This window comes from Sphingomonas sp. S2-65 (genome assembly GCF_021513175.1).
Taxonomy (GTDB): domain Bacteria; phylum Pseudomonadota; class Alphaproteobacteria; order Sphingomonadales; family Sphingomonadaceae; genus Sphingomonas.
Genome location: NZ_CP090953.1, coordinates 2,014,650 through 2,037,500 on the forward strand (window position 1 = coordinate 2,014,650; position 22,851 = coordinate 2,037,500).

The following is a 22,851-nucleotide window of genomic DNA, read 5'->3' on the forward strand; positions in this document are numbered from 1 at the left end:
CACGGCCAATACGATACGAGGCATAAGGGAGGACATCTCAGGGTGACTGTTTCCGGCCCATAACCGTCTCCGCCAAGAAGAGCAAGGAAGTGCCTAAGCGCCTTCGACCCCGGCCCACAAGACGCGCACGATATCGGACGCTCCGACCATGGCGACAGCAATTGCCCCCACCATGGGGAAGGCGGCGAGAGACGCCATCCGGATCTGATGCGGCACGGATTGGATTGAACCTGCTACCCGACCATTGACGACGCTGGATCAATCCGAAATCTGGATCAGAAGGGCCGATCCCGTTCGCCGGGTTGTCTGGATCCTGAAAGACATGAATTATCCATCTTTTGCCGCCGCGCACGGTTGACGGATTTCACAGGATTATAATATCGCAACTGGGGAAGCGCAGTTTCGCTGCGACTGCAGCGGGTAGCGGCTTAATGAGTTTGAGAGAAACGATCGCATACGGACTAATCGCGGTGATACTTATTGGCACCGCGATCGCGAGCATTGTCATCGGACGCCAGCGCAAGCGCGCCAAGTTGCGCCGCCGAGGCATCAAACATTACGGCCACTGACATCGCGCTGCGCGCATATCCAGGAGCTGCGACGACGCGTGCACTTCCTTCGTGCAGGGCTATTTCCCCGCCTTCTACCCTCGTCAGACAACGCGTATGTCCATTCTGGCCAGCTTGATGAAACGCTCCTCGGGGTGCCGAGGGCATCGTCCATCCATCATCGCAGCCGGCGATGAGCTCGCGCTGGGTGACGAGAGCGATTGGCTGCTAAGCGGCTTCGGGAGCCAGCTCTTCCCGCGATCGCTTGATATGATCATCAACGGCATCGTCACTACGCCGGAGGAGGTGTCGTGGCCGGGAGCCGAGGCGGATTAGCCGGGATGTCAGGGGCCGAGCGCCGCTTCTTCGGCGACAAGCATTGGGCCGAGCCGCTCGAGTTAGATGTGGCGGCCGCCGCGTGCGGCGCCGGCCGTTTGCGTTCTGCGCCCCCAGCCGACGTGTTCTAGGATCGTCTCGATCTCGTCGAACTGCTACTCGAAACATGATGCCGATCTATGCGCCGGCCGCGGCTTCGCTGGTCGCGAAGACGATCCAAGTGGGCTGGCTGAGCGGAAACATTACAGGACGAGAGGGCTGCGGACGCGACCGACGTTAAGGCAGATACATCGCGTGGCCGCTGACGGCTCGCGCACCGGATCCCGGCAGCGAGCCTCGCTTTCCAGTTCAGCCACAGCCAGTCTCAAGCCCGCTACACCGGCTCAGACACGATAATACTCTCTGAACCACTTTGTGAAGCGAGGTACGCCAATGCTCGGGGAGGTATCGGGCTTGTAGCCGGTGAGACGACGGAGTAAATCTGCAGAGGCCTCGGTGGCGGGAACGTCGCCGGCCTGCATCGGCATAAAGTTCTTGATCGCCTCGCAGCCAAGCGCCTGCTCCAAGGCGGCGACATAGTCCATCAACTGCGTGGCGGTGCCAGCGCCAATATTCACGGTTCGGAACGGAGCCACCGGAGAAAGGCTGTCGCCCTCTACGGGCTCCCGACCCGGCACCGCGTCGGCCAGGCGCACGATCGATTCAGCCAGATCGTCGATGTAGGTGAAGTCCCGCACCATGTTGCCGTTGTTATAGACATCGATCGGTTCGCCCGCGAGGATCGCCTTGGTGAACTTGAACAACGCCATGTCAGGCCGGCCCCACGGACCGTACACCGTGAAAAAGCGGAAAAAGGTCATAGGCGTTCCGAAGAGGTGGCTGTAGCTGTGGCCCATCAGTTCGGTCGCACCTTTGGTCGCGGCGTAGAGGCTGAGTGGTGTTTGCGTGCGCTGCGTCTCGGTAAAAGGCATCTGCGTGTTGGCGCCGTATACCGAGCTCGTCGAGGCGGCGAGCAGGTGCTTTACCGGGTAATGACGGGCGAGTTCGAGAACATTGTGCGTGCCGATGATATTGGCGCCGATATAGCTGCGCGGCTCGTCGATCGAATACCGCACGCCCGCCTGGGCGGCCAGGTGAACTACCACTTCCGGCTTGAAGTTCGCCCAGGCGGCGGCGAACGTGTCGACGTCTTCTATCGATACGCGGGCGATGTCATAGTCGGCGTGGTTCTTTAGAATGCTCGTGCGCGCTTCCTTGAGCGCCACGTCGTAATAGGTCGAGAAATTGTCAATGCCGAGGATGGTATTGCCTTGCTGAAGAAGACGTCCGCACGTGTGGAAGCCGATAAATCCCGCCGCTCCCGTTACAAGGACGCGCTTACCGCCACTGTTGCTTTCCATGTGCCCCCCTCTTGTTACCCAGCGCAAATGTGAAGGGCCCATAGCCCTCCCCTTGCATGATGGTAAGCCCTCAATAACCGCGCGAGGAGCCGACTGCGTGAGCTGCTGCCCGTTCGTAAACACTGAGACAACGTGTTTTCGGAACCGGAGGGTGACAATTCAGTACGGAAGTTCAGTCGAGAGTTTAAGCTAGAAGCGGTGAAGCTGGTCCACGAACGCCGCGTGACGGTGGCGCAGGCCGCGCGCGAGCAAGACCTGCACGGAAATATGTTGCGAAAAAAAATGGATCCGCGAAGCGGAAGCTGATCCGCAGTCGCGATTTCCTAGCAACGGCCATATCGAGCCCAAACAGCAGGGTTGAGCGGCTACGCCGTATCTTATATCTCAGTATCTTAGGTCGAAACCTTAGCTTATTCCGCCCCCGCCCCCCGTCAACCCCGCGTCAGGTCGCCCGCCCGGCGAGCTGCACGATGTGCCCGGGTCCTACCAGCTCGATCAGCGCCGCCGCCAGGTCGGCCTGCCTGAAGGGCTTGGGGAGTTGGGGTAGGTTGATCTCGAGGTCCCCGCCCGCATAGCCCGTTACGACAAGCACCGGCAGGCCCGGGCGCCGTGCACGCAATTGGGCCGCGAGTTCGCCTCCGTTCATGCGTGGCATCATGTAGTCGGTAACGACCGCGTCGAGGGCCAGGCCGTCCTGCAGCGCGGCCAGGGCCTCGGCTCCGCCGGAGGCTTCGATGACTTCATGCCCCATCTCCCGGAGCATTTCCGCGGTGCCGGCGCGCACCAGATCCTCATCGTCGACCAGAAGGATGGACAGTGGCCGCCCAGGGCTGTCTTCAAGCGCAGGCAGCCGCCGCGGCGCTTCGTCTACCGCACCTTGCGCGACCGGAAGATAAAGGTCCGCGCGGGTGCCGCGGCCGGGCGCGCTGGTCAGGACGAAGGCGCCGCCGAGCTGCGCCGCCAGGCCATGCACCATCGAAAGTCCCAGGCCTGTTCCCTTGCCGAGCTCCTTGGTCGAATAGAAAGGCTCGACCGCGCGCGCGAGCGTCGCCTCGTCCATGCCGATGCCGGTGTCGATCACCGAGAGCCGCAGATAGTTGCCCGGAGACAGCGTGGACGCCGAAAGCGGACCGACCACGGCCTGCTCCGCCGCCACGGTGAGGGAGCCGCCCGCCGGCATCGCGTCGCGGGCATTGACGCACAGGTTCAGGATCGCAAGTTCGAGCTGGTTGGGATCGGCCGAAGCGGGCGGCAGATCGTCGGGGGCAAGGATCGTGAGCTCGACCAAGCCGGCGACCGAGCTGGAGATCAGGTCGCGCATGCCGCCGATCAGCGCGGCGATATCGACCGCGCGTGTCTCCAGCGCCTGTCGCCGCGCGAACTGCAGCAGCCGCTGCACGAGTATCTTGGCGCGCTCGGCGGATTCCAGCGCACCTTCGATCAGGCGAGTCGAGCGTGGATCATCGCCATAGCGCCGTCCGAGAAGGTCGAGCGCGCCGGTGATCGGCGTGAGAAGATTGTTGAAGTCGTGCGCGACGCCGCCGGTCAGCTGGCCGACCGTCTCGAGCTTCTGCGCCTCGTGCAGCTGCGCCAGGGCCATTTCGCGCTCGGCGATCGCGTCGCTGACCCGGCGGCCGAGCGAGTTGTTGAGCTCCCGGAGCGCGAGCTCGGCGTTGCGCCGCTCCGAAACGTCGTTGAACAGGACGGCGACGCGGCGCTCCTCAGGGCGGCCGACGCGAAACGCGTGTACGTCGTACCAGTATCCGAGCGCCGCGGCTTCGTTTTCGAAGCGCACCGGCTCGCCCGTCTTGGCCACCTTTCCATAGATGTCGAACCAATGCTGTTCCAGAGCCGGGGCGAGGTCGCGGATGCACTTGCCGGCGGCGTCCGACAGACCGGTCTGTCGCGCAAAGGCGGGGTTCACCTCGACGAACCGGTAGTCGATGGCGCGGTCGCCATCGAACAGCATCTCGATGATGCAAAAGCCGACGTCGATCGCTTCGAACAGCGTGCGGTAGCGTGCCTCGCCTTCGCGGAGCGCGACCAGCCGGGCACGCGCCTCATATTGCCGCTGCCGGCCGCGCAGCGCCGATCGCGCGAGGCTGATCAGGGTCGTCGGATGGAATGGCCGCTCCAGGAAGGTGACGTTGCCGAGAAGGCCGAGATAGCGGCTGGCGGCGGGGTTGCGCTCGAGCCCGCCCCCGCGGCTGGTCAGCAGAATGAACGGAAGGTCGGACCATTCCTCCTGATCCGCGATCCAAGTGGATAGCGGGCGCAGATCGGCGGTGTCGACCGCTTCCTCGGTGACGATGACCAAGGCCGCGCCGCGGTCGAGCTCAGTGATCAGCGCGGGCAGTGAGGGACAGGCGGCCGCGTCGAGCCCGGCCTCGCGCACCATGTCAACTGCGATCGCCGCGTCACGGCCGCGCGGCGCGAGCACGAGCGCGCGTTCCGAAAGCGTGGTGCGCTTCACGCGTCGCCGTTCTTCAAGACATCTCCGTTTCCAAGGAGTTCCGGCACGCCGCGGAGGATGCCCTGGAACCTGGTAAGGGGCTCGCCGAGCGTCACGCCGCGGCTGCCGATCCGGTATTCGCGGATCGTGTCCTCATGCGGGCCGGTACGCTTCTTCACCACAGAAATGGCGCGGCGCACCCGGCCCGTCGCCTCGAAATAGCGCAACAGGATGACCGTGTCGGCCAGGTAGGTGATGTTCACTGGCGACTGCATGTCGCCGACCAGACCGTGCTGCGCGACGGTCAGGAAGGTCGTTGTCCCCTGCCTGTTCAGATATTGAAGGAGCTCGTGGAGGTGGAGCACCAGCGCGTGCTCGCCCGGCATGGCCGCCTGGTAGCCATTCAGGCTGTCGACCACGATCGTCCGCGCACCCTGCTCCTCGACGCAGCGCCGGACCCGGGCGGAAAACTCGCCGGGGGTCAGTTCGGCGGCATCGACTTGCTCGAGCACCAGCGCGCCGCTGTCCATCATCGCCCGAAGATCGATGCCCAGCCCGTTCGCCCGCTGGATCAGGGAGCCGACCTCCTCGTCGAACACGAACATCGCCGCACGCTCGCCACGCTGGGCGGCGGTCTTCAGGAACGTCAGCGACAGGATGCTCTTGCCGGTGCCCGCCGGACCAAGCACGAGTACGCTCGATCCGCATTCGACGCCGCCCCCCAACAAGTCGTTGAGCTCGGGCGAATCCGTCGCTAGGACCTCGCGCGCGAAGTCTGTCTTGTGCTCGGCAGATATGAGGCGGGGGTAAACGCACAGTCCGCCGGTCTCGATCGTGATGTCGTGGAAGCCGCCGCGAAAGCGCCGTCCTCGATATTTGACCACGCGCATGCGGCGGCGCTCGGCGCCATATTCGGGCGCGAGTTCCTCCAGCCGGATGACGCCGTGCGCGACTGAGTGCACGGTCTTGTCGTTCACGTCGGTGGTGAGATCGTCGAGCATCAGCACCGTCGCACCGCTCTTCGCGAAATAGTGCTTGAGAGCCAGGATCTGCCGGCGATAGCGCAGCGAGCTCTGCGCCAGCAGCCGGATTTCGGACAGGCTGTCGAGCACGACCCGTTCGGGCTGCAATCGCTCGAACGCTTCGAATATCCGCCTAGTGGTTTCCCCCAGCTCCAGATCCGACGAGTATAGCAGGCTCTGCTGCTGGTCCTCGTCGAGAAGGTTCTCCGGCGGGATCAGTTCAAAGACTTCTATACCGGCGAGCTGCCACCCATGCGAGGCGGCCGACGACCGTAGTTCGTCCTCGGTCTCGGACAAAGTGATATACAGGCAGCGCTCCCCCAATTGCGCGCCGGCCATCAGGAACTGCATCGCGATCGTCGTCTTGCCGGTGCCCGGGTTGCCTTCCAGAAGAAACGTCCGGCTACGCTGGAGTCCGCCACTCAGCACATCGTCGAGGCCGACGATCCCCGTCCGCGCATCCACCGGAGCCTCTTGCTGCACTAATCTTCCTCCCTGTGGACACGGACTCGCCCCGCTTCAACGAGGCGCTAGCACAGGAACGGGAAAGAAAGGCACGGGTTTCATCGCGGTGGCATTGTGCCGCTCGCCCCGCGCGTAGATCGCCACCGTCGGCAGACGCGCAGCGCGGATCGTGCGGTGAACCGCCGCTATCCGGAGAGGCTCAACAGGACCCCGTCAACGGTCACGCTATCCACGCCGATGCAGCGCGCCATCTTGTGCGCGATTACGACGCAGGCGACGTCCGGAACATCCTGGATATCGATCCTCGCCAGCATCGTTTCCGCCGTGACCGTTACCTGGACCTCGGGCGCAATTGCGTCGTGCTGCGCGATCATGCCGATCAGCCTGCACAACAAGCCGGCACGCGCTTCCGCGACGATATCGAACCGCATGCGCCTGGCTCAAGCGGCTTTGCGAGCCGGCCCGAGTGAAACCAGCGTAATCCGCGCGCGCGCCAGTGCGTCCGCCGCGCGGTGCGGCGCGAGCCCCTGGCGTTCGGCATGATCCAGGACCTGCGCAAGGCGCTGTCCGGTAGCCTGCACCCGTTCGGCCGCCATCGCCGCGCTCCAGCCGAGATATTCGGCGGCCACGTTGATGATCCCGCCGGCGTTCACGACGTAATCGGGGGCGTAGAGGATCCCGCGATCGGCCAGGCGGTCTCCGTCCTCCAAGGTTGCGAGGACGTTGTTGGCGCCGCCGCACACGACCTGCGCGCGAAGCCGTTCGACGCCGCGGCGATCGAGGACGCCGCCCAAGGCACACGGCGCGAAGATCTCGCAACGGGCATCGAGGATCGCGTCCCGGTTCATGATCTCGGCTCCGAACCGGCAGGCGAGTTCGGCCGCGACCCCGGGCCGCGGCTCGGCGACGATCAGCCGTGCGCCGGCATCGTGCAGCAGTGCGCACAGTGCGGCACCGACATTGCCGAGCCCCTGCACTGCCACCGTAACTCCCTGGAGGTCACCGCCCAGCCGGCGCCGAGCGGCCTCTTGCATCGAGGCGAACACGCCCAGGGCGGTCCAGGGCGAAGGATCACCCCCGGGCCTGCCGCCCTGTGGCGACAGCCCGGCAACGTGCCGGGTCTCGGCGCGAACCATTTCCATGTCTGCGACACTGGTCCCGACATCCTCCGCGGTGACATAGGCGCCCTCCAGCCTGGCCACCGCCCGGCCGAACGCAGCGAACAGCCTGGGCCTGTTCACATTGCCTGCCGGCAGGTTCAGCACCGCCTTTCCTCCGCCCAGCGGCAAATCGGCCAGCGCGTTCTTGTAGGTCATCGCCTCGGCGAGCCGCATCGCATCGCCGACCATCTGCGCCCGGTCGGCATAGCGCCAGACCCGGCATCCACCGGCGGCAGGCCCCCGCCGCGTCGAATGCAGCACGATCACGCCGTCGAGTCCGGTGTCGGCATCCTGGAGGAGGTAGACGTTCTCGGGCGGGGTGGCGGAATCATGCGGGACATCGACCATGGACTGGCTCCTTGAGAGGCAAGGTCAATCTTGCATGGCGTGGCGGAAGAATGTGCCCTAACTCTACTGCATAAGCGCCAGAGCCAGGACGATCGTTTCGCGTTCTTGCGTTTGGGAGAACAGAATTGCCTCAGAAACTCGACGCGTTCGAACGCAAGATCCTGCACGTCCTGCAGGAGGATGCCAGCATACCCACCGCCAAGCTCGGCGAGATGGTGGGGCTGTCCAGTTCGCCCTGCTGGCGCCGCGTCGACCGGCTGGAAAAGGAAGGGATCATCACTCGGCGGGTCGCATTGGTCGATCGGCAAAAGGTCGGCCTGAACGCGCACATCTTTGCCCAAGTCAAATTGAACGCCCATGGCCGTGCCAATCTCGACGAGTTCGCCGCGGCGATCCGGTCGTTCCCCGAGGTGCTAGAGGCCTATGTACTGATGGGTGTGTTCGACTTCATGCTGCGGATCGTCGCGGCCGACATCGATGCCTATGAACGCTTCTTCTTCACCAAGCTTTCGAAGCTGACTGGCATCCAGGAGATCAATTCGACTGTCGCGCTGTCGCAAGTGAAGGCGACGACCGCGCTGCCGATCTCCTAACGCGTGCCACCGGCACGTTCGGCTTCACCGAGGACCCGCAGGATGTTGCCGCTCCACATCTTGGCGAGGTCCGCGTCCGAATAGCCGGCCGCGCGCAGCCGCTCGGTCACCTTGGGCAATGCCGAGATATCGTCGATCCCCGCCAGCCCGCCGCCGCCATCCCAGTCCGCCCCGAAACAGACATGGTCGACCCCGGCCACGCCGATGACATGGAGCACCATCGCCATATAGCGCTCGAAATCGGCGTTCCACAACGGCGCGGTCGCATCCAGCGCGCGCCACTTGCGAGCGTGGTCGGCCTGTTGCGCGGGAGTCATTCCGTCGAGATGCTCGTACTGCGTGAACAGCGCCTCGCGTTCCGGCCCCATGTTCATGTTGGACAGGAAGATCGTGCTGACGCAGATCGCCCCACCCTTCGCCGCCAGCTTGCGGATGCGGCCATCGTCGAGGTTGCGGGGATGATCGAACGCCCAACGCCCGCTGGAATGCGAGAGCAGCAACGGCGTCTTCGACTGTTCGAGCATCTGGTCGAACGCCGCGTCCGAGGCATGGCTCGCGTCGATGACCATCCCCAGCCGATTCATCTCCACCACCCATTTGCGCCCGAGGGGAGAGAGACCGCCCCATTTGGCCTTGTCTCCGGAGGAATCGGCGAACTGGTTGTTGGCGCCGTGCACCGGGCCCGCGAGCCGCACGCCGCGCTTGTGGAACTCCTGGAGCAGCGAGAGGTCCTCGCCCAACGGGTAGCTGTTCTCCATGCTCTTGAACGCGACCAGCTTGCCCGCGCCGTCCAGCCGCCGCGCGTCTTCCGGGGTGAGCGCCCGGCCGATCCGGTCGGGGAATTTGGCCAGCGTCGTGTCGATCAGGTCCGAGCGGCCCCGCGCGAAGGCGAGCGCATCGGCATAGCCCTTGGCCGTGAGCGGCCCCTGTTCGGTATAGATCGCGAAGAAGCCGCCATCCAGCGCGCCAGCCTCCATCCGCTCGATATCGACCTGCACCAGGTCGGTCGCCGGATCATGGTGCCCGGCAAAGCTCCAGCCTGGCCGGGCGAAGTGCAGCGGCGTGTCGAGATGGGTGTCGAGCGTCAGGAAATCGGCATGCGTGCGCGCCGACCCCGCATGTTGCGTCGCCGCGCAGCCGGAAAGCAGCAGGGACAGAGCTAGCGCTAATCCTCCCCCGGAGGGGGAGGGGGACCGCGAAGCGGTGGAGGGGTATTGTCCGCGAGCGATACCGCCTGTGGCGACTACCCCTCCCCCAGCCTGCGGCTGGTCCCCCTTCCCCTCCGGGGGAGGACTGAAAAAAGTACTTCTCATTCTGTCATCTCCGGTACCGGCCGCAGGTCGAGATCGCGATAATCGTAGCTGAAATCGGCGATCGGGCTTTCCGGCTGCATCGATACCCGCGCCACCTTGCCCTGCGCGTCGAGCGCGAAGGTGACATAGGCCGGCTCGATCGACTTGTCGTCGAAGCGCGTGACGAAGGTGTCGTACTGCCAATGGACCAGCTTGCCGGCCATGCGCGGCGTGGTCTTGAAGTCGATGCGCAGACCGTCCGCCGCGCTGGTGACGGCGACGTCGCCATACCAGGGATCGCGATAGGTCCCGACATAGCGCCCGGCCGGCAGTGACGGGCCGACCTTGGCGGGTGTAGCCTTCGCCGTGGCCAGCGCCGCCTTGCCGCCGGCCATGCGCGTGGCCATGAATTCACCGAACCGCTTGGGCCAGTCCTGGTCGGGCACGCCGAGATAATGGTCGGCCAGCAGGTGGGCGACGCCGCGCAGCAGCGCCACGTCCTCCGAATTGACGACGACGGCGATGCCGACATCCTGGTCGGGCAGCAGGATGATGTGCGTGATCGATCCGAACACCCCGCCGCCGTGCGAGATGATCCGCGCGCCGCGATAGTCCTCGACTTCCCAGCCCAGCGCATAGGTGCTGAACTTGGGCGTCAGCGGCGCCAGACTGCCGGGATAGGGCGTGATCGGCTGGACGGTGACGCCCTTCCACATCTCTGCAGCCTGCGCCTCGCTGAACAGTCGCCCGCCGCCGGGCAGCGCGCCATGGCCGAGCTGGATCTTGAGCCACTGCGCAAGATCGTTGGCGCTGAGCGCGAGCCCGCCGGCCGGCGCCGCCGCCCGCCCTAATTCCTCGCGTTCGTCGAGCACCGAATTCGGCCCGTCGCCGCGCAGCACGCCGCCGATCCGGGCATGTGGAAACGCCCGGTCGCGCGTCGCCCAGCGCGCCTCGTAGGTCGCGGTGGCGCTGCGCATCCCGCCCCGCTTGAGCACCTCCTGCGCCATGAACTCTTCCCAGCTCCTGCCGGAGACTTCCTCGATCAGCTGCCCCGCCACGGTGTAGAGGACATTGTCATAGGCATAGCCCGAGCGGAAGCTGGTCGCCGGCTTGATGTACGCCAAGCGCTTGACCGTCTCCTTCCGTGACAGGCTCCCGCGCGGCACGAACAGCAGGTCCCCGGCTCCCAGCCCCAGCCCGCTGTGATGGACCAGCAGGTCGCGCACCGTGATCTCGCGCGTGACCCAGGGATCGTACATGCGGAACCACGGCATGTGGTCGATCACCTCGTCGTCCCAGCCTATCTTGCCGCGGTCGACCAGGATGGCGAGCGCGGCGGCGGTGAATGCCTTGCCAGTCGATCCGGTCTGGAAGATCGTGTCGGCATCCACCTTGGCGGGGTCGCCGAGCTTGCGCACCCCCCAGCCCTTGGCAAGCGTGGTCTTGCCATGCTCGACGATGGCGACGGCAATGCCCGGCGCGCCGGTCTGCTGGCGGATCTGCTCGACCTTGGCGTCGAGCCCGGCCGGCGGATCGGCCAGCGCGGGCGCGGCGAGCGCAAGCAGCGGCAGCGCGGACAGATGGCGCAGGATCATGCGGCGATCTCCTTGGCAGGGACGGAATGGCGCCGGACCAGCCGCGCCAACCCGATCGTCAGCAGCGGCAGCACGAACACGGCGAGGAACAACCAGGCGAGCAGCCGGTAGCCGCTGGCGATCAGCGCGATCAGCCCGACTCGATCGGCGACGAACATGCACACCAGCAGCAGCAGGCCGGCGATCGTTGCGCGGGAAGCTGCGCCCAGATCGCTGCCGCGGCGGCGCCGGACCACTCCGGCGATCCGTTCGTTGATCGCATGCACCGCGCCGGTGCCGCTCTCCAGCAGCGCCGCGAAGATCATCGTCTGGAACAGCAGGTGGAACACCGGCGCGTTCAGCTGGCGGAGCAGGAAGTCCGACGGCAGCGTCTCGGCGCCGATCGCGGGGTAGAAGGCGACCATGCAGACGAAGAACAGGATCGCCGGCGCCATCGCCAGCGGGCCCGCGATCACCCCGGCGATCACCGCGTCGCGGGTGCTGGTCAGGTGGCGCAGCACCGGCAGGATCACCACCGCGCCGATGATGTTGTAGCTGGCATAGGTCAGCCCGCCCGACGCCCAGCCGTCCCATGGCGCGGGCGTGGCGAAGCCTGCCGCGATCCGATCGCCGAAGCGCCACAGGCTGAGCGCCAGGAACAGCGCATAGACGCCGTAGAGAAGGAAGGAGACATATTTGAACACGCCCTCCACTGCCCGATTGCCGAGCGAGACCGTCGCCAGGATGCCGAGCGCCAGCAGCACCGCGCCGGCGACGCTGGGCCAGCCGAACATCGCTTCGCCGATCGCCCCCGCGCTCGCCCCGAACACCGCGAGGATCAGCACGACGAACAACAGATAGGCGATCTCGAACGCGATCCAGGCCGGGCCGAGCAGATCGGCGAAGAAGGCGCGATAATCGAGCGCGCCCACCATTCGCGCATAGGCGAAGGTCGCCGCGGCGATCACGCTCCAAAGCAGCATCGCCAGCAGCATGCCGGCCAGTCCGCCCCATGGTCCGGCCGGCAGGAAATATTCGGCGAGTTCGCGCCCGGTGGCATAGCCGCCGCCGATGATCACTGCCTTCATAGCGAAGCCGGGCAGCAGGAAGCGCTGGAACCAGCTCGATCCTGCCGCCGCGCCACTCATGCCAGGCAGCTCGCGACCAGCGCGTCGAAAGCCGCGCCGCCGCGCATCGGATCGGCCACAGGCAGTCCCAGCCGCGCGCTTTCGCGACGCATCAGTGCCAGCGCCTCACCCTCGTCCAGCGCGGAGGTGTTGAAGCTGAACCCGCCGCAGCGGATGTTCGGGTTGGTACGACGCCCCAGCGCCAGGGTCAGCTCGATGATCTCCTCGACCGTCGCGACCTGATAGCCGGCGGTGCCGAGCATGTCGGTACGCCCGGGCTCGTGGCACACGACGAACACGTCCGGCTGGCTACCATGGAGCAGCCCCAGCGACACCGCGGCATAAGCGGGGTGCGCCAGCGAGCCCTGCCCTTCGATCACGTCCCAATGCTCCGGCCCTCCGTCGGGCGAAAGCATCTCGGCGGCTCCCGCCTCGAAATCGGAGATCACCGCGTCCATCGGCATGCCGCCCCCGGCGATCATGATCCCGGTCTGGCCGGTAGCGCGAAAATCAGCGTCGACGCCGCGCGCCACGAACGCGCGCGCCAGACCCAATGCGGTGTATTTCTTGCCGAGCGCGCAATCGGTGCCGACGGTCAGCAGCCGCTTGCCGCTACGCTTGCGCCCGGTCGCGACCGGAATGTTCGCCGGCGGCACACGGATATCGATCAGCTGCCGCCCCAGCCGCTGCGCCGCGTCGCGCAGTTCGGGGATGTCGGCCAGCCGCATGTGCATGCCCGCGACGATGTCGAGCCCGGCCTCAAGCGCCTCGACCAGCGACGCGCGCCAGCTCGCCGGGATCACCCCGCCCGAATTGGCGACGCCGATCACCAGCGCGCGGGCACCCGCGGCGTACGCTTCGGCCGGAGTCATCGGCGGCAAGCCGGTGGTGACCGTCGCACCAGGAAGCGCGAGTTCGCCGACGCACTTGTCCGGCGCCCAGTCGCGCAGCCCCAGCGCGGTCTTGGCGAACCCGCGCTCGGTGACGTCGCCGAGGAACAGGAGGTAAGGCTGCGGCAGCGGCCGCAAGTCGGGACCGGGATGCTCCATGCTCATGCAGATGCTCAAAAATCAGCGCCGAGCGTGACACCGATCGTCCGCGGCCGGATCGGCGAAGCGGAAACCGCAGTGCCGGGGCGCGTACCGAACCCGCCAGCACTGGTCAGCCCGCGCGAATTGGCGAGGTTCTTGGCGAAGGCCGTCAGGTTGAAGGCGCCGAAGCGCGCACCCGCCCGCAGGTCCACCGTCGCATAACCGTCAATTGCCAGCCGGCGGCCATATTCGGTGCGGTACGCATCGTCGAAATCGGCTTGCTGGTCGCTCACCAGCCGGACGTTGCCGCCGACAAACGCCGTAGTGCCGCCGCCGATACCCCACTCATAGTCCGCGGAGAGGTTGGCGCTCCATTCGGGCGCATATGGCAGCCGATCGCCGGCGAAGCCGCCATTGCCCTCGGGCAGGTCGTCGCGGAGGGCGGCATCGTTGTAAGCGACGTTCATCACTACGTCGAAGCCGCGGGTCGGGCGGAAGGTGGCGGTAACTTCGGCGCCTTGGCTGCGCGCGGAGTCGCCATTTCCGTCGGCTCCGATCGGGCCGATGCCGGTCTGATAGACGACCAGCACCTGAATGTTGCTCCAGTCGAGATAATAAACCGAGGCATCCAGGGCAAAGCGACGATCGGGAGTTTCGCCGCGGATACCGGCTTCATAGCTGATCAGCGTGTCCGCTTCGAAGAAGCCGGGGAAGGCGGCGCCCGCGCCCGGGGGCACGACGTTGGGGCCGCCCGGCCGATACCCCTTGGCGACCCGGGCGTAGAGCGATGCGTGATCGCTCAGCTCGAAGCGCGGCGACACCGACCAAGTGAAGACATCCTCGGACGAGCGGCCGTTGGTGATGTCGGGTCCGATCGGCGAGCCCGAGAGCGGCAGGAGCGCCCCGTCGAGCAACTGGCGGGTGTGCTGCTCATTATGACTGTACCGAGCGCCGCCGGTGATATCGAAGCGGGGGCCCAGGTGCACCGTCACGCTGCCGAACCCGGCATATTCTCGGTACACCGAATCGAGTTCCGCACGCAGGAATTCCGGGAACACCGCGTCCGCGCCACCGGGGCCGAAGGGCAGCGTCAGCGTGGGATCCAGCGCCTCGCCGGTGTCGAGGGCAAAAGGCAGGTACCGCTGGAAGATGCGCCCTTCCTCGCGCGTATAATAACCGCCGATCAGCCATTCGACCGTCGTGCTGGACGGCGAGGCGAGGCGGACCTCCTGCGTGAACTTCTTGGAAGAGACCTCTGCGGGCAGTGTGATGCCGCGAGGCCCCGGCGTACCCACATCGCCGAAGAACGCGTCGCCGATGCCCGCAAGCTCATAGCTGGCGTCGGTCGCTTCCTTCTGCTTCGTCTCGCTGTAGCTGGTCGAGGAGACGAGCGAGGCGAACCCCAAGTTCCAGTCGATCACGCCATTGTAGTTGCGATAGTCGACGTCATTCCGGTCGGGATAATATTGCGTCCGCGTGAGCCGGCCGTCGGTTGATGCGCCTGTATTCGGGTCCGTCTCCAGCGGCTCCAGCGTTACGGGGTCGGCATCGAACGCGGCGCGCGAATTGGCGCGGATGTTTTGCGCCAACGCGGTCAGCCGTACCGAAAATGAGTCGCTGGGCTTCACCAGCAACGAAGCGCGTCCGCCATAGCTGGTGACGTCGTTGGCGTTCTCACGATCGATGCCCAGCGTGTCGATGAATCCGCCTTGCTCACGGTAAAAGCCGCTGACCCGCAGGGCGGCGATGCGGCCAAGTGGTATATTGACGACGCCGTTGGCATTCCAGCCCATGTCACCGTCCGTCACCGTCTCTATTCCAGCCTGTGCGCGCCCCTCAAACGCTCCAAGGCGCGGCGCCACGGTTACGAACTTGACGACGCCGCCGAGCGAATTAGCGCCGTAAAGAGTACCCTGCGGGCCGCGAAGCACTTCGACCCGCTCAAGATCGAAGGGGTCGATATCCCCGGCAAGCACCGCGCCATTGCTCTGGCCGGTGCTGGCTCCGAACGGAGTCTCGTCGATATAGATCGCGGTGGTCGGGCTTGCGCCACCGGTATTGATGCCGCGGAGCACGACACGGGTCTCGCCGGGATTGCCTTGCTGAAGGCTGAGGCCGGGCACCAAGGCGGCATAGTCGACGAAGCTCGTGGCTTGCTGCCGCTCGAGCCGCTCGGCACTTACCACCGAGATCGACTGCGGCACTTCGAGCAGGGTTTGTTCGCGCTTCTGCGCGGTCACGACGATCTCTTCGTCCGGCGCGATCCCCTGCTGCGCCGTTGCCTGCTGCGCATGGGCGCCGCCGGCAAGGGCGAGCGTTCCCGCCGCGGTTGATGCCGCCAGCAGCGCGCGTGCGGAAAAGGTGAAGCGGTTCATCGTAACTCTCCCCAAGAGTCCAGAAGCTCAGCGCTCGAACTACTCCGTGTCGGGCATCCGGGATTGCCGCCGAAGCACGGCAGCACCGTCGAATTTCGACAGGTCATCTGCAGCTACACTGCGCGACCGGCGACTAAGCCAGAGCACGATGTTGGCTGATACGCATCTTCTTCAATTCTCTAATCAGGATGCTATTATCCTGATCAGATAAGAGTCAATCAATATTGCAGTCTTGTTGCGATTGGTGCGGTGGACGGCGCACGGTGGCCCCACACCTGTTCCGGGCAGTCGATATAGCCGTCCGCATAAAGCACGCTTGGGCGCCGGTCGGCGGCGAGGAAGGTCGGGCCGTCGAGATCGACGACGTCGCATAGCTGGCCGAGAAGAAACGCGGGCGCCATCGCCAGGCTGGAGCCGACCATGTTCCCGACCATCACATCGAGGCCTAGTTGCCGCGCGCGGCGGGCGATGGCGATCGCCTCGGTGAGCCCGCCGCATTTGTCGAGCTTGATGTTCACAGTGTCGAAGCGCCCGACCAGTCCGTCCAGGTCCTGGAGGCTAAGCGCGCTTTCGTCGGCGGCTATCGGTATGGACGAATTGAACCCCTCCAAGTCCGCTTCCCGCCCTCGCGAGAGCGGCTGCTCGAGCAGGGCAACGCCGCAATCCATCAGCGCCGCGACCAGCGGTTCCAACGCGTCAGCCTCGAAGCCCTGGTTGGCGTCGACGGCCATCCAGCATTCCGGTCTCGCCGCGCGGACGGATCGCACCCGCGCAATATCGAGATCGAGGTCGCCAGTCAGCTTGAGCTTGAGCGCCCGCGCGCCGCCATAGGCCAGCGCCGCCTCCGCCATCGCTGCGGGCTCGTCGGCTCCCAAGGTGAAGGTGGTCAGCAAGGGCTTGGGTTCCGGCAGGCCGGCCAGCCTCCACACCGGCACCCCGGCGCGCTTGGCGTCGATCTCCCAAAGCGCGCAATCCACGGCATTCCGCGCGCCACAAGGAGGCAGCGCCTGCTGGAGCTCGGCGCGCGTCATGCCGCTGGCTAGTCCATCGCGTACCGTCTCCAGCGCTGCCGTCATCGCCGGAATGTCGTCACCCAGATAATAAGTGCCGCTCGCCTCGCCTCGCCCGCTATGCAAGCCATCGCACAGCGTGAGGACCATTACGGGCGATTCAGTGAAGACATGACCGGAGATGTGGAACGGCTTTGTAAGGGGAAGCCGTTCCACCGCCACGCCCACGGACAGGCGCATCACCACAGGCCTAGAACTCCGTCCCGAAAGAGATCAGCTTGTAGACCAAGCCGACCCACAGGATGATGAAGGCGGCCAGCACCAGCAAGACGCTCCATAGCTTGGCGAACCAGCCGCGCTTGCCGCGCCACACCAGCCAGGCGTTCCATAGCGCGAGCCCGAAGAGCCCGAAGAAAGCTAGCGTTCCCGCTACCTGCAACACCAGGATCAGCCAGTCGGTGGAGCCATGGCTTTCGAAATCCTCAAGTCCGGTGATGATCAACGCCCAGCCGATCAGCACCGCCAGCACCAGCCATGCAAAGCCCCGCACCGCGCGATAGGTGCGCAGCGCCTCGCCCTGCAGCGCGAGCTGCACGCCATAGCGCCGGCGCGCGAACCAGCCGACCGGCCAAGCGAGCGCAGTCAGAAGAACGATGGCTATGCCGAATAGCAGGGCAGGCATCAGCCAGCCTGAATCCAGCGCGGCGGGCGTCCGGTACCAGATCATGAAGGGCGAGACTTCGCCGAAGCTCCACCGTGCGACGTTGCCGTCGATAACCTGCGCGGCGAGCCGTTCATGACCATAGGCGTCCTGCCAGACGAACGGCGCCACTTCGATGAGCTTGCGCGGGGCGCCGCCAGGGCTGGTCAGTGCAGGAATAACCGGCCGGCCATCTGCGTCGAGGCCGATCTTGGTATCGCCAATCAGCCCGATGACCTTGGCGAAGCTGGAGTCGATCCGACGGCTGTTGGTCCAAGTGCCGACGAGCAGCTTCGCATGCTCCTTGGCGGTCGGCAGCTCGACAGGCGGCGCGTCGTTCGCCGCGGGCAGATACCGGTCGGCGAACTGCTCGAACAGCGCACCGCGCAGGACCCGGGTGACCCCGTCCTTGCCGTCGCTGTTCATCGAGACATAGAGCCCGATATTGTCCTGCGGGAAGATCCAAAGATCACTGTGAAAATAGACCGTGTCGCCGCCATGCGCGATCGCGCGGTGACCGTTGATACGCTGTTCGTAAAAGCCCAGGGCCATGGTGTTGACCGCGGGAATGGCGCTCGGCTGCGGCGCGTGCATCAACTGCGCGGTCGCCGGGCTGAGCAGCGGCCCGCCATTGTTGAGGTGGGCGATCATGAACTTCGCCATGTCACCGCCGCTGATCGCGGAAGCGCCGGCGGGTGCCATGCCGATCAACTCGTATTTCTGAGCAGGACCCGAGCCTAGCAGATAGCCCTGCGACATATGCGGCTTCAGCCTGGCAGGAAGCGGCTGGCGGAAGCTGGCATATTGCATCCCAAGCCTGCCGAAGATGTTGCGTTCGACATAGTCGTCGAACGGAACGCCGGCCACCCGCTCGACGATGTAGCCGGCAAGCGCGGTTGCGTAGTTGGAATAGGCCGGCGTGGTTCCCGGCGCATAGATCCGTTCGGGAACGCGGTGCTTGACCACCGCACCCAGCGCGGGGACGGGCTTGTCGAAGGTCAGGAGGCCCTTGATGATCTCCTCGAACCCGGCGGTGTGAGTCATGATGTTCCGCAGCGTGACCGGCTTGCCCTCGAAGGGCGGAATCTTGAAATCAAGATACTGGTTCACATCGGCATCGAGATTGAGCTTGCCCGCCTCGACCAGCTGCATCACCGCGGTCCAGGTGTAGAGCTTGGATGTCGAGCCGGGGCGGAACAGCGTCGTTGCGGGATCCACCGGCTTGCGCTTGGCGACATCGGCATAGCCGAAGCCGCGTTGCGTCACGACTTGACCGTCTTTGACGACCACGACGACTGCGCCGGCGACATCGCCCCGCGCAAGCGCGTACGGCATGAAGCCGTCGAGCCAGGCGTCGGCGTCGGCCTTGGTCAGCACAGGCCTGGTAGGTTGGGGGCTCGTCGCGGGCGGTGCTTGTGTCTGCGCGATCGGGGTGAGCGGCGTCGGCGCCTGGGTAAAGGCCGGCACTCCTATGGCGACGGCCAGCAATCCTGCCGCCAGCATCCTCAGCGAACGTTTCCACATCGCGCTTCCCCTTGTGCGTCTGCCTGCGCCACCGCCCCGTCGTTGCGCCGGTTTGCGTCAGCGGCTAGGCTATGTCCTCGTTGAACTAGCTACGCCTGATTGAGACATGATGATCCTATTCGGAAAAATGTCAAACGGAGGTGCTGGATGGCCACGCGGCTGAAGGCGGAGCAACCGACGCTGGGCGCATTGTTGCGCGCGCTACGCGGACGGAACCGCTGGACTCTCAAGGAGATGAGCGTGCGCAGCGGCATTCCGGTCTCCACGCTGTCCAAGGTAGAGAATGACCGGCTGACGCTGACCTACGACAAGCTTCTCCAGTTGAGCCAGCGCCTCAACATCCGCATGTCCGAACTGTTCGCGGAAGCCGACTCGGCTGCGGACTCGCCGGTCACTGCCCGGCGCAGCATCGGCGACCTGGATCGTGCAGTGCGGGTCAACACCGCCAACTACGACTATTATTATCTCTGCACCGAACTGCGCCGGAAGCGGATGATACCGGTCATTACCCGGATCCGCGCCAAGTCGGTCGAGGAGTTTGGCGACCTGGTCCGCCACTCTGGCGAGGAGTTCATCTACATCGTCAGCGGCCGCATCGTCGTCCACACCGAATTCTACGATCCCGTCACTCTCGAGACGGGGGAGTCGATCTACATCGATTCCAACATGGGCCACGCCTATGTCACCGGCGAGGGATGCGACGAGGCAGTCGTGCTCGGTGTGTGCTCGAGTGCAGAGGACGGTCTGATGAACTCTCTGTTGACTCTGCATTCCTAACCTCCCCGCCCTCGGCGCGATGTCTCCTCTGCTCTTGGTCTGAACGCATGCGCGGCATCGCCCGGCTTGCAAAAGATGAAAGCCTCGGCAACCCTGCCCCCAGGGGAGAATGATGATGAAGCCGTTTCTGATCGCACTCGCGACGACCATCGCCGCGCCCGCGCTGGCGCAAACCGCGCCGCTTCAACCCGCACGGTCGGGGACGACTTATATCCATGCGGGCACGCTGCTGGACCGGCCGGGTCAACCTCCGCGCGGCAACAGCACGATCATCGTTCGGGACGGGAAGGTCGTGGAGATACGCGACGGCTTTCTACCCGCCGACGCGGGGGCGGTGCTGATCGACCTGCGCAACGCGTTCGTCCTGCCGGGCATGGTGGACATGCATGTTCACCTTTGGGGCATTGGCGGCGACCCGATGCGCGCACGGCTGGAAGCGATGACCAGGGACCGGTTCGACAACCAGATGACGGCGGTCGCCAATGCCCGCGCGACCCTCGCGGCCGGCTTCACCTCGGTACGCGACCTGGGAGGCGATCCGCGCGGCGTGCGGGCGCTCCGCGACGCCATCGATGCCGGGATCGTCGAGGGGCCGACCATCACCAATGCCGGCGAGATGATCTCCGTAACCGGCGGGCATGGCGACGACGGCAATGGCCTTGCCGAGGACCTTGCCGACATGGTGCATTCCAAAGAGATCAACCTGTGCGATGGCCCGGACGATTGCCGCCGTGCCGTGCGTGCGCAGGTGGCGCTGGGCGCACGCGTAATCAAATTCGCGGCGACCGGCGGCGTGCTTTCGAACGTCAGCGGCGGCTTGGGGCGGGCGATGACGCCCGACGAGATGCGGGCGATCGTCGACACCGCGCACGCGTTGGGGCGGAAGGTGGCTGCGCACAGCCATGCGGCGGAAGGGACGAAAGCAGCGCTCGAGGCTGGTGTCGATTCGATCGAACACGGCACCTTCCTCGACGACGAGACGATCAGATTGTTCAAGGCGAAGGGCGCCTATCTGGTGCCGACCGAAATCGCTCCTGTCGCGGCATTGGCCCAGGCACGTGGGGGAGCACTGCCCCCGGCGACGATCGCCAAGGCGGAAGCGGCCGCCGCAGCGATGGCTGCCAGCCACCGCCGCGCCTACGCCGCTGGGGTGAAGGTGGCGTTTGGCACCGATACCGGCGTATCGAAGCATGGTGACAACGCCACCGAGTTCGCTCTGTTGGTGAGGAACGGCCTCACGCCGACCCAGGCCATCGCCGCGGCAACCGTTGGGGCTGCCGACCTGCTCGGACGCGACGAGATCGGCACGCTCGCTCCCGGCAAGGCGGCCGACATCATCGCCTTATCCGGCTCGCCGCTACAGGATGTGACCAGGTTGGAGCATGTCGATTTCGTCATGCATCGCGGCAAGGTGGCGAAGGAACGATCCGGCGCCATGTGACGAAAAGCCTGGCCGCATAGAGGCGCTGCGGTGGGTTGGCGTGCGCTGGGCACAAAAAAGCCGCCTTGGGTTTATCCGAGGCGGCTTGTGTGTTGGTTGCGGGGACAGGATTTGAACCTGTGACCTTCAGGTTATGAGCCTGACGAGCTACCGGGCTGCTCCACCCCGCGACAATTGCGATATCGGTTCAGGATACGAACGGAAGGCGAGCCTTCCGCAAGGCCGACTGGCCGTCGCGCCTTATTGGCGCGGTAGCCTAAAGCCGCGGATGCGGCTGCCGGCGCCTGAGGCCAACGAACAAAGTGGATGGGTTTTTTCCGTGCTGTTTTTCTGGGGGACACCGGCTGCAATGCCTGGCGGCGACCTACTCTTCCATCGCTTGAGCGATAGTACCATCGGCGCTGTCTGGTTTCACGTCCGAGTTCGGGATGGGATCGGGTGGGTCACAGACGCTATGGCCACCAAGCAATGAAGCCGGTGTGCCCAGAACGGGTCCCTTGTGGGGACCCGTGAACAGGGGGTTTCGATCGATGCCCGTGCAGGCTGTGTGTAATCATCACGCTTCGAACAAGCGCTCTGGAAGTTATCCAGGGCTGTTGTTGATGGTGGAACTCTCAAGCGCGAATAGGACAATTAGGACCGGTTAGCTCCATGCGTTACCGCACTTCCACATCCGGCCTATCAAGGTCGTGGTCTCCGACCGTCCTAAGAAATCTTATCTCGAGGGAGGCTTCCCGCTTAGATGCTTTCAGCGGTTATCCCGTCCATACATAGCTACCCAGCTGCGCTCTTGGCAGAACGACTGGTACACCAGAGGTATGTTCAACCCGGTCCTCTCGTACTAGGGTCAACTCCTCTCAAATTTCGACGCCCACGGCAGATAGGGACCAAACTGTCTCGCGACGTTCTGAACCCAGCTCACGTACCACTTTAATTGGCGAACAGCCAAACCCTTGGGACCTGCTCCAGCCCCAGGATGTGATGAGCCGACATCGAGGTGCCAAACAACCCCGTCGATATGAGCTCTTGGGGTTATCAGCCTGTTATCCCCGGCGTACCTTTTATCCGTTGAGCGATGGCCCTTCCACGAGGGACCACCGGATCACTATGACCGACTTTCGTCTCTGCTCGACTTGTCAGTCTCGCAGTCAGGCTGGCTTATGCCATTGCACTCTAACAGCCGGTTTCCAACCGGCCTGAGCCAACCTTCGCGCGCCTCCGTTACTCTTTAGGAGGCGACCGCCCCAGTCAAACTACCCGCCACAGAGGGTCCCAGCACCGGATAACGGTGCGTGGTTAGACAGTAGAGAACAACAGGGTGGTATTTCACATTGTGGCTCCACCACGGCTGGCGCCATGGCTTCAAAGCCTCCCACCTATTCTACACAGTTGTTCTCCACTGCCACTCTGAAGCTGCAGTAAAGGTGCACGGGGTCTTTCCGTCTAACCGCGGGTACTCCGCATCTTCACGGAGAATTCAATTTCGCTGAGCATGTCCTGGAGACAGTGGGGAAGTCGTTACGCCATTCGTGCAGGTCGGAACTTACCCGACAAGGAATTTCGCTACCTTAGGACCGTTATAGTTACGGCCGCCGTTTACCTGGGCTTCATTTCGGAGCTTGCACCCCTCCACTTAACCTTCAGGCACCGGGCAGGCGTCAGGCCCTATACGTCGT

Annotated in this window: 16 protein-coding genes, 1 tRNA gene, 2 rRNA genes and 1 pseudogene (1 of these 20 cut by a window edge); 5 read left to right on the top strand and 15 right to left on the bottom strand. The window is 64.9% G+C overall.

Going from position 1 to position 22,851, the window contains the following annotated elements:
* Nucleotides 1–665 precede the first annotated feature (665 nt).
* Nucleotides 666–884 carry a hypothetical protein gene (locus LZ586_RS09530; protein WP_235076068.1) on the top strand — a complete coding sequence of 73 codons (219 nt, stop codon included), beginning with the start codon at nt 666–668 and terminating at the stop codon, nt 882–884.
* A gap of 383 nt (nt 885–1,267) precedes the next feature.
* Here LZ586_RS09530 and LZ586_RS09535 read toward each other — a convergent pair whose 3' ends face one another.
* Nucleotides 1,268–2,284: an NAD-dependent epimerase/dehydratase family protein gene (locus LZ586_RS09535; protein WP_235076069.1), complete on the bottom strand. Its 1,017-nt coding sequence runs from the start codon at nt 2,282–2,284 to the stop codon at nt 1,268–1,270.
* Nucleotides 2,285–2,416: 132 nt separating this feature from the next.
* Between LZ586_RS09535 and LZ586_RS09540 the strand changes: the two are divergent.
* Nucleotides 2,417–2,658, top strand: a pseudogene (locus tag LZ586_RS09540) (transposase); the annotation flags it as partial.
* 68 nt (nt 2,659–2,726) lie between these two features.
* Here the strand turns inward: LZ586_RS09540 and LZ586_RS09545 are convergent.
* The 4 genes from LZ586_RS09545 to LZ586_RS09560 form a co-directional block, all read right to left on the bottom strand.
* Nucleotides 2,727–4,757 carry an ATP-binding protein gene (locus LZ586_RS09545; RefSeq protein ID WP_235076070.1) on the bottom strand — a complete coding sequence of 677 codons (2,031 nt, stop codon included), beginning with the start codon at nt 4,755–4,757 and terminating at the stop codon, nt 2,727–2,729.
* A complete protein-coding gene (locus LZ586_RS09550) occupies nt 4,754–6,241 on the bottom strand; it encodes an ATPase domain-containing protein (protein ID WP_235076071.1) in 1,488 nt (495 codons plus the stop codon). Before LZ586_RS09550 ends, LZ586_RS09545 begins: the two co-directional genes overlap by 4 nt.
* Nucleotides 6,242–6,408: 167 nt before the next feature.
* Nucleotides 6,409–6,654, bottom strand: a complete 246-nt coding sequence (locus LZ586_RS09555; protein ID WP_235076072.1) for a hypothetical protein — start codon at nt 6,652–6,654, stop codon at nt 6,409–6,411.
* 9 nt (nt 6,655–6,663) lie between these two features.
* Nucleotides 6,664–7,731 carry a Glu/Leu/Phe/Val family dehydrogenase gene (locus tag LZ586_RS09560; RefSeq protein ID WP_235076073.1) on the bottom strand — a complete coding sequence of 356 codons (1,068 nt, stop codon included), beginning with the start codon at nt 7,729–7,731 and terminating at the stop codon, nt 6,664–6,666.
* A 125-nt stretch (nt 7,732–7,856) separates the two neighbouring features.
* On the opposite strand from LZ586_RS09560, the gene LZ586_RS09565 reads away from it, so the two are divergent.
* A complete protein-coding gene (locus LZ586_RS09565) occupies nt 7,857–8,324 on the top strand; it encodes an Lrp/AsnC family transcriptional regulator (protein ID WP_235076074.1) in 468 nt (155 codons plus the stop codon).
* On the opposite strand, the gene LZ586_RS09570 is transcribed toward LZ586_RS09565, so the two are convergent.
* The 7 genes from LZ586_RS09570 to LZ586_RS09600 form a co-directional block, all read right to left on the bottom strand.
* Nucleotides 8,321–9,637 (bottom strand): dipeptidase, encoded by a 1,317-nt coding sequence (locus tag LZ586_RS09570; protein ID WP_235076075.1) that lies wholly within the window; start codon nt 9,635–9,637, stop codon nt 8,321–8,323. The genes LZ586_RS09565 and LZ586_RS09570 overlap by 4 nt on opposite strands.
* The gene (locus LZ586_RS09575; RefSeq protein ID WP_235076076.1) at nt 9,634–11,211 is read right to left on the bottom strand and encodes a serine hydrolase; all 1,578 of its coding nucleotides are present in this window, start codon (nt 11,209–11,211) and stop codon (nt 9,634–9,636) included. Before LZ586_RS09575 ends, LZ586_RS09570 begins: the two co-directional genes overlap by 4 nt.
* Nucleotides 11,208–12,338, bottom strand: coding sequence for a hypothetical protein (locus LZ586_RS09580; RefSeq protein WP_235076077.1), 1,131 nt, complete (start codon nt 12,336–12,338; stop codon nt 11,208–11,210). The genes LZ586_RS09575 and LZ586_RS09580 overlap by 4 nt, the downstream gene beginning before the upstream one ends.
* Complete coding sequence (locus LZ586_RS09585) at nt 12,335–13,372, bottom strand: DUF1611 domain-containing protein (protein ID WP_235076078.1); 1,038 nt, start codon at nt 13,370–13,372, stop codon at nt 12,335–12,337. The genes LZ586_RS09580 and LZ586_RS09585 overlap by 4 nt, the downstream gene beginning before the upstream one ends.
* Before the next feature lie 8 nt (nt 13,373–13,380).
* A complete protein-coding gene (locus LZ586_RS09590) occupies nt 13,381–15,723 on the bottom strand; it encodes a TonB-dependent receptor (protein ID WP_235076079.1) in 2,343 nt (780 codons plus the stop codon).
* A gap of 218 nt (nt 15,724–15,941) precedes the next feature.
* Nucleotides 15,942–16,973 carry a dipeptide epimerase gene (locus LZ586_RS09595; RefSeq protein ID WP_235076080.1) on the bottom strand — a complete coding sequence of 344 codons (1,032 nt, stop codon included), beginning with the start codon at nt 16,971–16,973 and terminating at the stop codon, nt 15,942–15,944.
* A 10-nt stretch (nt 16,974–16,983) separates the two neighbouring features.
* On the bottom strand, nt 16,984–18,957 hold the full coding sequence (locus LZ586_RS09600) for a serine hydrolase (protein ID WP_235076081.1): 1,974 nt from the start codon (nt 18,955–18,957) through the stop codon (nt 16,984–16,986).
* Nucleotides 18,958–19,104: 147 nt separating this feature from the next.
* On the opposite strand from LZ586_RS09600, the gene LZ586_RS09605 reads away from it, so the two are divergent.
* Entirely contained in the window at nt 19,105–19,734 is a 630-nt protein-coding gene (locus tag LZ586_RS09605) for a helix-turn-helix domain-containing protein (protein WP_235076082.1), read from the top strand.
* 109 nt (nt 19,735–19,843) lie between these two features.
* Entirely contained in the window at nt 19,844–21,175 is a 1,332-nt protein-coding gene (locus LZ586_RS09610; protein ID WP_235076083.1) for a metal-dependent hydrolase family protein, read from the top strand.
* 93 nt (nt 21,176–21,268) lie between these two features.
* On the opposite strand, the gene LZ586_RS09615 is transcribed toward LZ586_RS09610, so the two are convergent.
* The 3 genes from LZ586_RS09615 to LZ586_RS09625 form a co-directional block, all read right to left on the bottom strand.
* Nucleotides 21,269–21,345: transfer RNA gene (locus tag LZ586_RS09615), tRNA-Met, on the bottom strand.
* A 181-nt stretch (nt 21,346–21,526) separates the two neighbouring features.
* A 5S ribosomal RNA gene (rrf, locus tag LZ586_RS09620) occupies nt 21,527–21,641 on the bottom strand.
* Nucleotides 21,642–21,788: 147 nt separating this feature from the next.
* A 23S ribosomal RNA gene (locus LZ586_RS09625) occupies nt 21,789–22,851 on the bottom strand; it runs 1,731 nt beyond the window's last position.

Coding starts and splice junctions, on each gene's coding strand:
- LZ586_RS09580 (WP_235076077.1), bottom strand. CDS start 12,338: ATGAGTGGCGCGGCGGCAGGATCGAGCTGGTTCCAGCGCTTCCTGCTG.
- LZ586_RS09610 (WP_235076083.1), top strand. CDS start 19,844: ATGATGATGAAGCCGTTTCTGATCGCACTCGCGACGACCATCGCCGCG.
- LZ586_RS09600 (WP_235076081.1), bottom strand. CDS start 18,957: ATGTGGAAACGTTCGCTGAGGATGCTGGCGGCAGGATTGCTGGCCGTC.
- LZ586_RS09570 (WP_235076075.1), bottom strand. CDS start 9,637: ATGAGAAGTACTTTTTTCAGTCCTCCCCCGGAGGGGAAGGGGGACCAG.
- LZ586_RS09585 (WP_235076078.1), bottom strand. CDS start 13,372: ATGAGCATGGAGCATCCCGGTCCCGACTTGCGGCCGCTGCCGCAGCCT.
- LZ586_RS09535 (WP_235076069.1), bottom strand. CDS start 2,284: ATGGAAAGCAACAGTGGCGGTAAGCGCGTCCTTGTAACGGGAGCGGCG.
- LZ586_RS09555 (WP_235076072.1), bottom strand. CDS start 6,654: ATGCGGTTCGATATCGTCGCGGAAGCGCGTGCCGGCTTGTTGTGCAGG.
- LZ586_RS09595 (WP_235076080.1), bottom strand. CDS start 16,973: ATGCGCCTGTCCGTGGGCGTGGCGGTGGAACGGCTTCCCCTTACAAAG.
- LZ586_RS09590 (WP_235076079.1), bottom strand. CDS start 15,723: ATGAACCGCTTCACCTTTTCCGCACGCGCGCTGCTGGCGGCATCAACC.
- LZ586_RS09605 (WP_235076082.1), top strand. CDS start 19,105: ATGGCCACGCGGCTGAAGGCGGAGCAACCGACGCTGGGCGCATTGTTG.
- LZ586_RS09560 (WP_235076073.1), bottom strand. CDS start 7,731: ATGGTCGATGTCCCGCATGATTCCGCCACCCCGCCCGAGAACGTCTAC.
- LZ586_RS09530 (WP_235076068.1), top strand. CDS start 666: ATGTCCATTCTGGCCAGCTTGATGAAACGCTCCTCGGGGTGCCGAGGG.
- LZ586_RS09575 (WP_235076076.1), bottom strand. CDS start 11,211: ATGATCCTGCGCCATCTGTCCGCGCTGCCGCTGCTTGCGCTCGCCGCG.